At 58.0% G+C, this 14,323-nt stretch carries 15 protein-coding genes; 10 read left to right on the top strand and 5 right to left on the bottom strand.

The genetic code is table 11. The features are described 5' to 3' along the window. Window positions 1–14 precede the first annotated feature (14 nt). Window positions 15–1,352 (bottom strand): D-serine transporter DsdX, encoded by a 1,338-nt coding sequence (gene dsdX, locus ACZ6J2_RS20360; protein ID WP_023309824.1) that lies wholly within the window; start codon window positions 1,350–1,352, stop codon window positions 15–17. A 204-nt stretch (window positions 1,353–1,556) separates the two neighbouring features. Here dsdX and dsdC point away from each other — a divergent pair, with 204 nt between their 5' ends. Together dsdC and ACZ6J2_RS20350 are read left to right on the top strand one after the other, a co-directional pair. After that, a complete protein-coding gene (gene dsdC / locus ACZ6J2_RS20355; protein ID WP_471726539.1) occupies window positions 1,557–2,483 on the top strand; it encodes a DNA-binding transcriptional regulator DsdC in 927 nt (308 codons plus the stop codon). 84 nt (window positions 2,484–2,567) lie between these two features. Then, window positions 2,568–3,656, top strand: coding sequence for a cellulase family glycosylhydrolase (locus ACZ6J2_RS20350; RefSeq protein ID WP_471726538.1), 1,089 nt, complete (start codon window positions 2,568–2,570; stop codon window positions 3,654–3,656). On the opposite strand, the gene emrD is transcribed toward ACZ6J2_RS20350, so the two are convergent. The 4 genes from emrD to tisB form a co-directional block, all read right to left on the bottom strand. Beyond that, a complete protein-coding gene (emrD, locus tag ACZ6J2_RS20345; RefSeq protein WP_029741426.1) occupies window positions 3,559–4,743 on the bottom strand; it encodes a multidrug efflux MFS transporter EmrD in 1,185 nt (394 codons plus the stop codon). The two genes, ACZ6J2_RS20350 and emrD, sit on opposite strands and share 98 nt — an antisense overlap. 175 nt (window positions 4,744–4,918) lie before the next feature. Then, window positions 4,919–5,752, bottom strand: coding sequence for an EamA family transporter (locus ACZ6J2_RS20340; RefSeq protein ID WP_471726537.1), 834 nt, complete (start codon window positions 5,750–5,752; stop codon window positions 4,919–4,921). A 62-nt stretch (window positions 5,753–5,814) separates the two neighbouring features. Then, window positions 5,815–6,261 carry a GNAT family N-acetyltransferase gene (locus ACZ6J2_RS20335; protein ID WP_096150935.1) on the bottom strand — a complete coding sequence of 149 codons (447 nt, stop codon included), beginning with the start codon at window positions 6,259–6,261 and terminating at the stop codon, window positions 5,815–5,817. A 64-nt stretch (window positions 6,262–6,325) separates the two neighbouring features. Then, window positions 6,326–6,415 (bottom strand): type I toxin-antitoxin system toxin TisB, encoded by a 90-nt coding sequence (gene tisB, locus ACZ6J2_RS20330; protein ID WP_023309830.1) that lies wholly within the window; start codon window positions 6,413–6,415, stop codon window positions 6,326–6,328. 719 nt (window positions 6,416–7,134) lie between these two features. Between tisB and ACZ6J2_RS20325 the strand changes: the two genes are divergently transcribed. The 8 genes from ACZ6J2_RS20325 (at window position 7,135) to uhpC (ending at window position 14,321) form a co-directional block, all read left to right on the top strand. After that, window positions 7,135–7,848, top strand: coding sequence for a hypothetical protein (locus ACZ6J2_RS20325; RefSeq protein ID WP_420298319.1), 714 nt, complete (start codon window positions 7,135–7,137; stop codon window positions 7,846–7,848). 195 nt (window positions 7,849–8,043) lie between these two features. Beyond that, window positions 8,044–8,523, top strand: coding sequence for an Hcp family type VI secretion system effector (locus ACZ6J2_RS20320; protein WP_420298320.1), 480 nt, complete (start codon window positions 8,044–8,046; stop codon window positions 8,521–8,523). Between the two features lie 107 nt (window positions 8,524–8,630). Further along, a complete protein-coding gene (gene ivbL / locus ACZ6J2_RS20315; RefSeq protein WP_057979964.1) occupies window positions 8,631–8,729 on the top strand; it encodes an ilvB operon leader peptide IvbL in 99 nt (32 codons plus the stop codon). A 106-nt stretch (window positions 8,730–8,835) separates the two neighbouring features. Next, window positions 8,836–10,524: an acetolactate synthase large subunit gene (gene ilvB, locus ACZ6J2_RS20310; protein WP_471726536.1), complete on the top strand. Its 1,689-nt coding sequence runs from the start codon at window positions 8,836–8,838 to the stop codon at window positions 10,522–10,524. Window positions 10,525–10,527: 3 nt separating this feature from the next. Then, a complete protein-coding gene (gene ilvN, locus ACZ6J2_RS20305; RefSeq protein ID WP_006808802.1) occupies window positions 10,528–10,815 on the top strand; it encodes an acetolactate synthase small subunit in 288 nt (95 codons plus the stop codon). Between the two features lie 98 nt (window positions 10,816–10,913). After that, window positions 10,914–11,507 carry a transcriptional regulator UhpA gene (gene uhpA / locus ACZ6J2_RS20300; RefSeq protein ID WP_119936437.1) on the top strand — a complete coding sequence of 198 codons (594 nt, stop codon included), beginning with the start codon at window positions 10,914–10,916 and terminating at the stop codon, window positions 11,505–11,507. After that, complete coding sequence (gene uhpB / locus ACZ6J2_RS20295) at window positions 11,504–13,009, top strand: signal transduction histidine-protein kinase/phosphatase UhpB (protein ID WP_471726535.1); 1,506 nt, start codon at window positions 11,504–11,506, stop codon at window positions 13,007–13,009. The genes uhpA and uhpB overlap by 4 nt, the downstream gene beginning before the upstream one ends. Beyond that, a complete protein-coding gene (uhpC, locus tag ACZ6J2_RS20290; protein WP_033144332.1) occupies window positions 13,002–14,321 on the top strand; it encodes an MFS transporter in 1,320 nt (439 codons plus the stop codon). Before uhpB ends, uhpC begins: the two co-directional genes overlap by 8 nt. Window positions 14,322–14,323: the final 2 nt, after the last annotated feature.

Genomic DNA, 14,323 nt, shown 5'->3' with positions numbered 1-14,323 from the left:
ACGTCTCTTCGCGCTCAGATAATGAAGGAAAGCAGGAATGTGCCGCCAAGTGCAAGCACCGAGGCGATAAACGTCGCCGTCGTATAGTATTTGAAGGTCTCATTCAGGGTCGCGCCGCAGTATTGCTTCACCAGCCAGAAGAGGGAATCGGTCACGATCGTGCAGCCAATGGCGCCGGAACCGATGGCAATGGTGATGATCTCCGGGCTCACGTTCGGATAGAGCGGCAGCATCGGCGCGACGATCGCCGTGGCACCCATCATCGCCACCGTCGCGGAGCCTACGGCGGCGTGCAGCACCAGCGCCACCAGCCAGGCGAGCAGGATAGGGTGCATGTGCAGGTTCGAGAGAATATGCGCCAGCGAGTCCGCCAGCCCGCTGGTTTTCAGGATGGCGTTAAACGCGCCGCCCGCGCCGATAATCAGCAAAATGTTGGCGATAGAGCCGAAGCCGTGCTCGGTATGCGTCAGCATCGTGCCCATGCCCATATGCTGGCGGATCCCCAGCAGGTAGTAGGCGACAAACACGGCGATAAACATGGCGGTGATCGGGTTGCCGATAAACTCCAGCAGCGTATACAGCGTGCCTTCTTTTGCCATATTCAGCTCGGCAATGGTTTTCACCAGCATCAGGGCAATCGGCAGCAGCACCGTGAACAGCGTGGCGCCCAGCGACGGCAGGGTGTGCTCTTCCCGCACCTTCAGGTCTGAAAATTCCGCCGGAACCGGTTTAAACGGCAGACGGTTGCCGAGCAGTTTCAGGAACAGCGGGCCGCCGACCAGCGAGGCCATCAGGCCCACCATCAAACCGTAGACAATGACTGTTCCGACGTCCGCGCCTAATTTATTGGTCACAAACAGCGCGGCCGGATGCGGAGGCACCACGCAGTGCACCGCCATCAGCGCGGTACAGAGCGGAATGGCCAGCTTGAGCAGCGACGTGTTGGTCTTTTTGGCGATGGAAAACGCCAGCGGGATCAGCAGTACCACGCCCACCTCCACGAACAGCGTGATCCCGCAGATAAGGCCCACCAGCACCATAATCACGTCTGCGGATAGCCAGCGGCAGCGCTGCAACGCGATCCCGATGCGCTCTGCCGCGCCGGAGACTTCCATCATTTTGCCGAGAATGGTGCCCAGACCAATCACCGCCGCCAGGAAGCCCAGCGTACCGCCAATTCCGCTCTCAATGGCGTTAACCATATCCAGCGGGCTCATCCCCATCATCGCGCCGACGAAAAAGCTCGCCAGCAGCAGCGCGAGGAACGGGTGAAACTTCAGCTTAACGATGGTTAAAACAATCAACACAATGCTGACCAGCAGCGTTGCCACAACCCAGACCTGAGATCCCATATCTCACCTCACCCTTATGTCATCTGTGGGTATTGGACGAAAAAACGGCGTGGGCTGACAAACGATATAAATTAGCGTTCAGGTGAGCCAGATTGGATCAACTGAGTGACTGCGGTCTAAAAATCGCACTTAATTCGTATTAGGTTCACATAAATTCACCCTTGAGCGGTATGCTGAGCGCAGAAAACCCGCGTGAGAATTGTGATGACCGATGCGAATGAAGCCAGAAACCGGCTGTTAAACGGCTGGCAGCTGTCGAAAATGTTCACCTTTGAAGTGGCCGCCCGGCATGAGTCCTTCGCCCTGGCGGCGGAGGAGCTGTCGCTCAGCCCAAGCGCGGTGAGCCACCGCATCAACCTGCTGGAAGAGGAGCTGGGCATTCAGCTGTTCGTCCGCTCGCACCGTAAAGTTGAGCTGACGCAGGAGGGAAAGCGCGTTTACTGGACGCTTAAGTCGTCCCTCGACACCCTGAATCAGGAGATCCTGGACATCAAAAACCAGGCGCTGTCCGGCACGCTGACGGTCTACTCCCGGCCGTCGATCGCCCAGTGCTGGCTGGTGCCCATGCTGGGGGACTTTACCCGCCGCTATCCGTCGATTTCACTCACCATCCTGACCGGCAATGATTACGTTAATATGCAGCGAACGGGCGTCGATCTGGCGCTCTATTTCGACGATACGCCGCCAAACCACCTCTCTCATCACTTCCTGATGGACGAGGAGATTTTGCCCGTCTGCTCGCCGCAGTATGCCCGCGAGCATGAACTGCTGAAAAACCCCGATAACCTCAGCCACTGCACGCTGCTGCACGACCGTCAGGCCTGGAGCAACGATTCCGGTACGGATGAGTGGCTGAGCTGGGCGCAACACTTTTCGGTGAATATGCCGCCATCGTCGGGCATTGGTTTCGATCGTTCCGACTTAGCGATTATTGCGGCCATCAATCATGTAGGCGTCGCGATAGGCAGAAAGCGGCTGGTGCAAAAACGGCTTGAACGGGGCGAGCTGATCGCTCCGTTTGGTGACAAGACCCTGAAATGTCATCAGCACTACTATGTCTCGACGCTTTCTGGCCGGCAGTGGCCGAAAATAGACGCCTTTATCGGCTGGCTGAAAGAACTGGCAGGTTGAAGAATTATTACGCTTTCGCTCTACACGAAATGTGAAAAAGCGTGCTAAATACAGGTAATGCTTTCGATTTATCCAGGGTAAACCGTGTTAAAGCCTTTTATTGCCTGTGCATTACTGATCTCTTCCGGCTGGGCGATTGCCGCTGAGCCGCCGCTGACGGCTGCCCGTTATGCGCAGCAGCTGGGCGTCGGGATGGATGTGGACTGGGCGCGCACCGAGCGCGGCATACGCGAATTCGACCCGCTGGTGGTGCGCGATTTTCGTGCAAAAGGCATTACCCACGTGCGCATTCGCGTCGCCGATGAGCCGACGGAAGCGCGGCTCATCCACCTGCGCAAGCTGGTGGAAGCCTGCGATCAGTATGGCGTGATCCCGATTATCGCTTATCAGGCTGATGAATATAAAAACGACCCGAAAGCCGATAACGAGAAAGAGACGATTAACTGGTGGATTGCCGTGGCGCACTATTTCGGTCAGAGCTATCCGCTGCTGGGTTTTGATCTCATTTATGAGCCTGCCGACAAGCTTAACCACAACCTCGCGTCGCTAAACCGCGTGTATGAAAAAACCATTAAAGCGATCCACGACATGGACCCGCAGCGCATGATCTTTATTGCGCCACGCCTGCGCGCCGCGCCGGAGGATTTATCCAGCCTGAAGCTGCCCGCGCACAGCCAAAACTACCTGCTGGCGGAGTGGCATATTTTCCCGTGGGGGCCGCTGAAAAATGGTGGTAAATACCCGTGGACGTCCGGCACGGCGGCGGAGAAAGCGGCTATCCATAATCGCATCAATACCGCCCTGCACTGGCAGCAAAAAACCGGTCACGTTAGCTGGGTCGGGGGCTGGGGCGTGGGAGAGTCAAACCACCTCACGCCAACCGCTTCGCAAATGGCCTTCGCCACCTTTATGGCCTGCGAACTGCAAAAAGCGAAAATCCCGTATGCGCTTAACGCGGATTTCCAGTTTTACGACGGGGAAGAGGGGGCCTGGCGGCCTGCGCCAGAGCCCTTACTGCAGGCGATGATAACGCCTGCCTGTGAAAAGCCCGGCGAGAAGCCGGGCCATCATGCGCTTAAACCGGCTGCTCGTGATGCGGAACGCGCGACGCCAGCGGCAGCCAGCACAGTAAAATCAGCAGCCCCATCAGCGTCATCAGCAGGCCCAAACTAGCCTGCCCGGTCTGCGGCATCATGGCCGAGAGCCAGGCCAGCGCGCCGGAGCCGATATTCTGCAAACCGCCTACCAGCGCGCCAGCCGTGCCTGCGAGGAACGGGAACGGCTCCATCGCGCCGCTGGTCGCCAGCGGGAACAGCATCCCCGCGCCGAAGAAGAACAGCGCTGCCGGGATGAGCAGCGTCCAGACCGTCATCACGCCAAACAGCCCCGGTATCCACATCATCAGACCCGCCAGCAGACAGCTGATCACCGACTGCCACATCAGGGTGGAGAAGCGTTTATTTGGGCGTCCGGCAAACCACGCGCCGAAGAACGCTGCCGGGATCGGCAGAATAAACAGAATACTCACGACCATGCTGCTCAGGCCAAGCCCCGCGCCCAGCAGCACGCCGGAGCAGGCTTCAAACACCGCGATACCCGCCAGGCCGCCGATCAGCATCAGCAGGTAGCAGGTAAACGACCCGTTGCCGAACAGCGTTTTATAGCTGGTGATAAGCTTCGTGCGCGGTGCGTCCTGCGGGCGCGTTTCCGGCATCCAGCGCGCCATGCTGAAGGTGACAATCACGCAGAGCACCAGCAAGAAGGCGTAGCAGGCTCGCCAGGACCACATTGTGTCCAGCAGGCCGCCAATCAGCGGGGCGAGAAGCGGGCTGACCAGAATACCCATATTCAACAAGCTGTTGGCATGACGGAGCTGGGTGCCCTGATACATATCGCGCGGTAAGGTTCGTGCCATCACCCCACCGACGCCGGTCCCGACGCCCTGCAGGGCGCTGGCGGCAATCAGTACGGTCAGGCTGTGCGTGGTAATGGCAATCACCGTCGCCACCATGAAAATGCTCATGCCCACCAGGATCACCGGGCGACGCCCGACGCGGTCAGACAGCGGGCCGTAGAAGAGCTGCGAAACGCCATAGGTCAGCAGGTAGGCTGCCATCACGCTCTGCACCGCACCCTCGCGGACGTTCAATTCCTTTGCCATGTCGGCAATCGCCGGAATGTAGATGGTTTGCGCCATCTGACCGACGGCCACCAGTAACACCAGCATCAACAATAAGTTAACGTTCCTTTGTTTTTTCATGTCGCTGAATACTTTTGCCAAAAGAGAAAAATGAAGAATAAGTGACTGCGCATTCCCATAAATGCGCGAGGAATCTACCACAGAGAGATGACAATTTAAGCATTGTCGTGGTGAATGAAAAAACCGGGAAAGGCAGGATTTGTAAACAAGATCGGCAACTAATGTTGCCAGTGATTTACGCCATGCGCAGCAGAATGGCGCCGCCGGCAATACCCAGCGCCGCCGCGATACGCAGGCCCGCAACCTTCTCTTTTAAAAGGACAAACGCGATCAATGCCCCAAAGAGTATGGAGGTTTCACGCAGCGCCGCGACCACCGCCAGCGGTGCCTGCGTCATTGCCCAAAGCGCCAGACCGTAAGAGCCCATGGTGCCCACCCCGCCGAGTAACCCCTTTTTCCAGTGCAGGCGCAGGTAGCCGGACGCCTCGCGCCGACGCGCCACCATCGCCCAACTCAACAGGCAGAAGCCGTTCATAAAGAAGGTCCACAGCGTATAGCCCAGCGCGGTGTCCGACAGACGCACGCCGGTGCCGTCCACCAGCGTATACCCGGCAATAAAGCAGGCGTTCAGCAGCGCCAGCCCGATCCCTTTGCGTGACTGCATGCGGCCATGCATCGCCATCGCCAGAATCGAAAGGCAAATTACCCCGATGCCGGACCAGGCGAGCCAGGAGAGACGATCGCCGAGCGCCAGCACGCCGATCAGCGCCACCAGCAGCGGGGCGGTGCCGCGCATCAGCGGATAGGTCTGGCTCATATCGGAGACCTGATAGGTCTTCGCTACCAGCACGGTGTACACCACCTGTAAGGCGCAGGAGACGATCAAAAACGGCCAGCTTGCAGCAGATGGCTGTGGGGAAAACGGCAGTAAGACCAGAGCGATAACCGTGGCGGATCCGCTAACGCTGATGGCGGAATAGAGCTTGTCCGTTCCGGCCTTAACGATGGCGTTCCAGCTGGCATGCAGCAGCGCGGCGAAGAGCAAAATGCAGAAAACGGTGGTGGTCATGGCGTATCGGGTGATGAATTGTCACTCAACTGTAACATTCACACCCTGATGCTGCCAGCCGGTTACACGGCACAAAAAAGGCGGTGCGTCACCCGCGGTTCGTCCGAGACCAGCGTAAAACCCGCCTGGCGATAGAAGCCATACGCGGTGTCCGGCGCGTGGGTATTCAGAAAATCAAACCAGATGCTGGCATCGGCCATCACCACGGTTAAAAGCTGTTTGCCAATGCCCAGCCCGCGGCACTTCTCGCTGACGTAGAGATGGCGAATACGTCCGGCGCGCGGCTGCTGGCTGAACGGATCGCGGTTGAGGCCGCATACGCCGACCAGCTTGCCGTTAAGAAACGCGCCCAGCAGCTTTTCTCCCGGCGCGTTAAAGCGGTTCTCGCCGCGCTGCCAGTTCTCTTCCAGCCTGCGCAGCATGTTGAAATTCAGTGCGATACTTTCAGCCTTCAGGGCGATATACCCCGGTTCATCCGGTGTGACAGGCTCAATTAACAGACGCGACATAGCATTCCCTCGTTATTAAAGAGGGGCGGTTGCCCGCCCCTCTCAGGTGCGACTTGAACCTGAATTACCGAAGGAATTTCAGGACAGCATCAAGCAGTTGCAGTACTGCAACAATGAGTTTGAGGATAAGTATCACCATATCCACTACGCTCATACGCGTCTCCTTTTGGTTAAAAGGAGCACGATGCTGGCGTACCTTTCCGCCGCCTGTTGCCAGCACCTGGATTGACGTAACACAGTGTGCTCACTTCAGGGGTTAAGGCACTGACGGCACCACCCGTTTCAGCCAGGACTTCGTTGCGCCGGTAAAACTGCGGCCCCCTCGCTCACTGCGAACACCCTCAGTATAGATAAATACTGTATGCATGAACAGTATTTTTTGGACAAAACCCGAAACCCCATCCATACTCAAAAACGTCAAAATCCGTGCCTGAATTGCGCGTTCGTCTTCGATCGCGTATACTTTTTGCGTTGACGTAACACAGTGTGTTCTGCGGCGACCAACCGCAAAACCCTGATAAAAACCTCGCTCCGGCGGGGTTTTTTGTTTTCTGATGTGCCTCATAAAAAACTGCTGGATGAGCGAGGGTTCTGCTGCTTGGCTTCGAAGTGGGCTAGCCGGATCGCTTAAGCCGCTCTGTTTAATGGAGAGGTATTAGATTCATTTTGTAAGATAACACCACTTAATGTGTAAACTAATATAACTTACTAATACCTCTCAAGTAATTTAATTACTTCGCGTATAACAATAATAAATAAAAATGAGCTAATTTATTTTTTACGTGAATGTTTTGTTGAAATAATTTCACTTATTTGAAACTCAGCGCTTTCCAATGTATATTACAAGAGTCGCAAATATTGTATGGATACATTATGCAAGCATCTGATTATTTAAAGATGAAGTTCCAGAGTGACAGGCAGTTGGCTATTTATGGACAGCAAGGCGTTGCAGGGACATGGAGAGCATTAAAGGGGATCGGTTCTGATATTTACTCAGGAATCGAACGCGTAAGCTGGTACTCATCATGCGTAATCCCCAGCTATCACGATGTGTGTGATGAGCTTCTCTCAGAAGAAAAGAGAATGTACCTCTCAATTCTCTCGCTTTACCGTTATCGCGATGTAATAGCACGCATGCTCTATCTTTATTTTGAACGTGTTATTACCGATTCTGAAAATGGAAATGAACAAAATCGCGTTCGTAAGATGGATTCAAAAGTCACCGGACTTGTTAAAAACATACCAACAAACAAGGCCATGCGTTTAGCGATAGCATTGGGGCTGGCCAAATCCCTTTCCGAATCAGGCCTGCTCTCGGAAATCGTCGTCGAACGGCTTGCACGCCGCGTACCTAACGTTGTCATGGCGCTTCAATTGATTGGAACAGACCAGAAGTGCGCTCTTGCTGCCCGTCGCCTGAAAACACTGGATCCTCAGTATTACGCCACCCTCTATGCCGCACAACTGGAGATGCTTTACTACTTTATTGAGCCTTTCCTGTCCGAGCTCATTAAGAAAGTACAAATGGGATTCTATAAGGATTTCGATGCAATTTATGACGACTTAAAGGACAAGAGGCATGTTTAAGAGTCTGCTATCAATTCTGTTTTCGGATGTTTTATTCCCCGTTTATATTTTTGCGTGCGCCTCTTTGTTCCTGTGGTTGGTGCCTGACCACTGGGTATTACTAACATTCATTTCTATTGTTGTGTTTATTATTGTGCATCCGATAATTTTCGGCCGCTTTGATAAGTACGATTGAATTTATAAAAAGGATTTTTTATGTCAAACCCAGCTTATTTGTTTCTAACAGATGAAAATGGTTCTCCCATGGTTGGACCTTGCCTTGTGTCAGGACGTGAAGGTGCAATTGAACTCAAATCGTTCACTCATAATGTTAACATTCCTGTCAACGGGAATACCGGGAAGTTGACGGGGACGCGCATACACATGCCCGTTATGTTTCAGAAGGAATTTGATCGTGTAACCCCGGTTTTATTTCGAGCGCTGAGTACAGGAAGAACGCTCCAGTCAGCCACCATTAAGATGTACCAGGTTAATGAGGCGGGTTTAGAACAGGAGTATTTTAATATCCTCCTGGAGAATGTGAAAATAACCTCAATCACACCAGACCTGTATCCCGGCGCAAACACCGGAACACACCTTGAAACGGTTCTCATACGCTACGAGAAAATCACCTGGAAGCATTGCGACGGCAATGTCATCTATAGCGATTCCTGGAATGAGCGAGCAACCTACTGAAACGTGATCCCTGGCGCATTTTTGCGCAGATGAAAATATTTCCATTGTCACGCCAGAAAACCTGTGTTTGTATAAATTCCATCAATGATTCCAAACACAGGTCCCCAATGACTTCATCCATCTTCACTTCGACCCTACTAAAAACTGCGCAACCAGCCGCAGTGGTCGTCGTGCGTGTGGTGGTGGTCGTCGGCAATGCGCCGTAGGGACTGGATCAACACACGAATCCAAAACCCCGCCGGCGCAAACCGGGCGGGGTTTTTCGTTTAGGACCCTCCCCGGAAGGCTGGCTCAGAATAAAAGGACTGGAGCATGGCAATTTCGGGCACAACATCCACCACGACGTGTTTTACTGGCGCGCAGCTGATCGTTCATCTGCTGGAACGGCAGGGCATCACCACGGTTGCGGGCATTCCTGGCGGTACGGTGCTGCCGCTGTACGATGCGTTAAGCCAAAGCACGCAGATCCGCCACGTGCTGGCGCGCCACGAGCAGGGGGCAGGCTTTATTGCTCAGGGCATGGCGCGTACTCAGGGCAAACCGGCGGTCTGTATGGCCTGCAGCGGCCCTGGCGCAACCAACCTGGTGACCGCCATCGCCGACGCGCGTCTCGACTCCATTCCGCTGATCTGCATTACCGGCCAGGTACCGTCCTCGATGATCGGCACCGATGCGTTCCAGGAAGTGGACACCTACGGCATCTCTATCCCCATCACCAAACATAACTATTTAGTTCGCGACATCAGCGAGCTTCCTCAGGTTATCAGCGATGCGTTCCGCATTGCGCAATCCGGCCGCCCGGGCCCGGTGTGGATAGACATTCCTAAGGATGTCCAGACCGCAGAGATCGAGATAGACGTCCTGCCGGAGCCGGGCGACCGTGCCCCCGCGCCGGAATTCAGCGCTGAGAGCGTGCGCGACGCCGCCGCTATGATTAACGCCGCCAAACGCCCGGTGCTCTATCTGGGCGGCGGGGCGATTAACGCCGCGGATGAAATCCGCCAGTTTGCGGAAAAAGCCAACCTGCCGACCACCATGACCCTGATGGCGCTGGGCATGCTGCCTAAAGCGCACCCGCTCTCTCTCGGCATGCTGGGCATGCACGGCGCGCGCAGCACCAACTACATCCTGCAAGAGGCTGATTTGCTGATTGTTATGGGCGCGCGTTTTGATGACCGGGCGATTGGCAAAACCGAGCAGTTCTGCCCGAACGCGAAGATCATTCACGTGGATATCGATCGCGCCGAGCTGGGTAAAATCAAGCAGCCGCACGTGGCGATTCAGGGCGACGTGGCCGAGGTGCTGGCGCAGCTGATCCCGCAGACCGACGCAGCCGAGCGCGCCGACTGGCGTCAGCTGGTGGCCGATCTGCAGCGCGAGTTCCCGGGCGCCATCCCAACCGAAGGCGATCCGCTGAGCCACTACGGTCTTATCAACGCCGTGGCCGCCTGCGTGGACGACAGCGCAATTATCACCACCGACGTGGGTCAGCATCAGATGTGGACCGCCCAGGCCTACCCGCTGAACCGTCCGCGCCAGTGGCTGACCTCCGGCGGTCTGGGAACCATGGGCTTCGGCCTGCCCGCAGCCGTGGGTGCGGCGCTCGCCAACCCGGACCGCAAGGTCATCTGCTTCTCCGGCGACGGCAGCCTGATGATGAACATTCAGGAAATGGCCACCGCGGCCGAAAACCAGTTAGACGTGAAAATCATCCTGATGAACAACGAGGCGCTGGGGCTCGTGCACCAGCAGCAGAGCCTGTTCTACAAGCAGGGCGTGTTTGCCGCGACCTATCCGGGGATGATTAACTTTATGCAGATTGCCGCCGGTTTCGGCCTGCACACCTGCGATCTGAACGCCGAAGAGGATGCCCACGCGGCGCTGCAGGCGGCGATTTCTCGCCCAGGTCCGGCGCTGATCCACGTGCGTATCGACCCTAAACAAAAAGTGTATCCGATGGTGCCGCCGGGAGCGGCAAATACTGAGATGGTGGGAGAATAAGCCATGCAGAAACAACATGAAAACGTCATTCTGGAACTCACCGTCCGCAACCACCCTGGCGTCATGACCCACGTCTGCGGGCTTTTTGCCCGCCGGGCGTTTAACGTGGAAGGCATTCTTTGTCTGCCGATTCAGGGCAGCGAGCACAGCCGCATCTGGCTACTGGTCAACGACGACCAGCGTCTTGAGCAGATGATGGCGCAGATCGACAAGCTGGAAGACGTCACCAAAGTGGCGCGCAACCAGTCCGATCCCACCATGTTTAACAAAATTGCGGTGTTTTTCGAATAAATCGCTTAAGGTAAGCGCCCTGGTCGGCCTGCAGGCGTCGCGCTTGCAGGCCGGATAAGCGCAGCGCCATCCGGCGCTTTCAGACCGCAGGAACACACATGACCACCATCGCTCTCATCGACGACCACCTTATCGTCCGCTCCGGCTTTGCCCAGCTTTTAAACCTCGAACCGGATTTTCAGGTCGTGGCCGAGTTTGGCTCCGGTCGCGAGGCGCTGGCGGGCCTGCCGGGGCGCGGGGTGCAGGTCTGTATCTGCGACATCTCGATGCCGGATCTCTCCGGGCTGGAGCTGCTAAGCCAGCTGCCGAAAGGGATGTCGACGATTATGCTGTCGGTCCACGACAGCCCGGCGCTGGTCGAGCAGGCGCTCAACGCGGGCGCGCGCGGCTTTCTCTCCAAGCGCTGTAGCCCCGACGAACTGATCGCCGCCGTGCGCACCGTCTCCACCGGCGGCTGCTATTTAACGCCGGATATCGCCATCAAGCTGGCGGCCGGACGTCAGGATCCGCTCACCCGGCGCGAGCGTCAGGTTGCGGAAAAACTCGCGCAGGGGATGTCGGTGAAAGAGATTGCCGCCGAGCTGGATCTGTCCCCGAAAACCGTGCACGTCCACCGCGCCAACCTGATGGAAAAACTCAACGTCAGCAACGACGTTGAGCTGGCGCGCCGTATGTTTGACAGCTGGCAATGAGTTCCGCTTTTTCACGGCTGATCGCCGTTGTCGCCAGCTTTTTTATCTTCTCCGCCGCCTGGTTTTGCCTGTGGAGCATCAGCCTGCACCTGGTGGAACGCCCGGAGCTGGCGGTGCTGCTGTTCCCCTTCGGCCTGCGTCTGGGGTTAATGCTCCAGTGTCCGCGCGCCTACTGGCCCGTTTTGCTCGGTGCTGAATGGCTGATGCTGGTCTGGCTGGCGCAGGAGGTTGCCCTCGCGCACCTGCCCTTATTGATGACCGGAAGCCTGCTGACGCTTCTCCCGGTTGCCCTTATTTCCCGCTACCGCCACCAGCGCGACTGGCGCACGCTGCTGCGGCAGGGGGCGGCGCTGATGGCCGCCGCGCTGCTACAGTCGCTTCCGTGGATCGGCGAGAAGGAGATGCTCAACGCGTTGCTGCTGACACTGACCGGCGGCCTGACGCTCGCGCCAACCTGCCTCGTGATCTGGCACTACCTCACCAGCACCGTCTGGCAGCCGCTCGGCCCGGCGCTGGTTTCCCAGCCGGTGAACTGGCGCGCCCGGCACCTCATCTGGTATCTGCTGCTGTTTGTGGTGAGCCTGTGGCTCCAGCTTGGCCTGCCCGCCGAGCTTTCACGCTTCACGCCGTTTTGTCTGGCGCTGCCGATTATCGCCCTGGCCTGGCACTACGGCTGGCAGGGGGCGCTGATCGCCACGCTGATGAACGCTATCGCGCTGATCGCCAGCCAGACCTGGCACGATCATCCCGTGGATCTGCTGCTCTCCCTGCTGGCCCAAAGCCTGACCGGGCTGCTGCTCGGCGCGGGCATTCAGCGCCTGCGCGAGCTGAACCAGTCCCTGCAAACCGAGCTGGCGCGCAACCGCCGCCTGGCGGAGCGTCTGCTGGAAACCGAAGAGAGCGTGCGGCAGGAGGTGGCCCGCGAGCTGCACGATGATATCGGCCAGACCATCACCGCTATCCGCACCCAGGCAGGCATTGTCCAGCGCCTGGCGGCAGAAAACGCAGGCGTGAAGCAGGGCGGGGCGCATATCGAACAGCTTTCGCTGGGCGTCTATGATTCCGTTCGTCGCCTGTTAGGACGGCTGCGCCCGCGCCAGCTTGACGACCTTACGCTTGAGCAGGCGGTACGTTCCCTGATGCGCGAGATGGAGCTGGAAAGCCGCGGTATTGTCAGCCATCTCGACTGGCGCATTAACGAATCTTCGCTCAGCGAAGGCCAGCGCGTGACGCTGTTCCGCGTCTGTCAGGAGGGGCTGAACAACATCGTCAAGCACGCCAGCGCCAGCGCGGTCACCATCCAGGGCTGGCAGCAGGACGAGCGCCTGATGCTGGTGATTGAAGACGACGGCTGCGGCCTGCCGCCGGGCTCCGGCCAGCAGGGCTTTGGCCTGGCGGGCATGCGCGAGCGCGTGAAGGCGCTGGGCGGCACGCTGAACCTCTCCTGCACCCACGGGACGCGCGTCAGCGTCAGCCTGCCGCTACGGAGTTACCATGTTTAAAACCCCTGCCAGCGCCGCGCCGATTGGCGATAAAGCGGAAATCGACGCCCGCTACCGCTACTGGCGTCGCCATATCCTGATGACCATCTGGCTCGGCTACGCGCTGTTCTACTTCACCCGCAAAAGCTTCAACGCCGCCGCGCCGGAAATCCTCGCCAGCGGCGTGATGACGCGCACCGATATCGGCCTGCTGGCGACGCTGTTTTACATCACCTACGGCCTGTCGAAGTTCTTCTCCGGCATCGTCAGCGACCGCTCCAACGCGCGCTATTTCATGGGCGTTGGGCTGATCGCCACCGGCGTGGTGAATATCCTGTTTGGCTTCTCGACGTCGCTTTGGGCCTTTGCCCTGCTGTGGGCGCTGAACGCCTTTTTCCAGGGCTGGGGCGCGCCGGTCTGCGCCCGCCTGCTTACCGCCTGGTATTCGCGCAACGAGCGCGGCGGCTGGTGGGCAATCTGGAACACCGCGCATAACGTCGGCGGGGCGCTGATCCCGATGGTGGTGGGGGCGGCGGCGCTGCACTACGGCTGGCGCGCGGGGATGATGATTGCCGGTGGCCTGGCGATAATTGCCGGGCTGTTCCTCTGCTGGCGCCTGCGCGACAGGCCGCAAACCGTCGGCCTGCCTGCGGTGGGCGACTGGCGGCACGACGAGATGGAGATTGCCCAGCAGCAGGAGGGCGCGGGGCTGACCCGCAGAGAGATCCTCACCAAGTACGTGCTGAAAAACCCGTACATCTGGCTGCTGTCGCTCTGCTACGTGCTGGTCTACGTGGTGCGCGCGGCCATCAACGACTGGGGCAACCTGTACATGTCCGAGACGCTCGGCGTGGATTTGGTGACCGCCAACTCGGCGGTGACGATGTTCGAGCTGGGCGGGTTTATCGGCGCGCTGGTGGCGGGCTGGGGATCGGACAAGCTGTTCAACGGCAACCGTGGCCCGATGAACCTGATTTTCGCCGCCGGGATTTTGCTCTCCGTCGGCTCGCTGTGGCTGATGCCGTTCGCCAGCTACGTGATGCAGGCGGCGTGCTTCTTCACCACCGGCTTCTTCGTGTTTGGCCCGCAGATGCTGATCGGCATGGCGGCGGCGGAGTGTTCCCACAAAGAGGCGGCAGGCGCGGCGACGGGCTTTGTCGGGCTGTTTGCCTACCTCGGCGCATCGCTCTCCGGCTGGCCGCTGGCGCGGGTGATCGACGTCTGGCACTGGAGCGGTTTCTTCGCGGTGATCGCTATCGCGGCGGGGATCTCCGCGCTGCTGCTGCTGCCCTTCCTGCACGCGCAGGCCCCGCGCGAGGTGAGCGAAGCGTGATG

The organism is Enterobacter sp. E14S (assembly GCF_055666685.1).
Note: the sequence above shows the minus strand (reverse complement) of the source record. Positions and strands in the feature narration are given on the sequence as shown.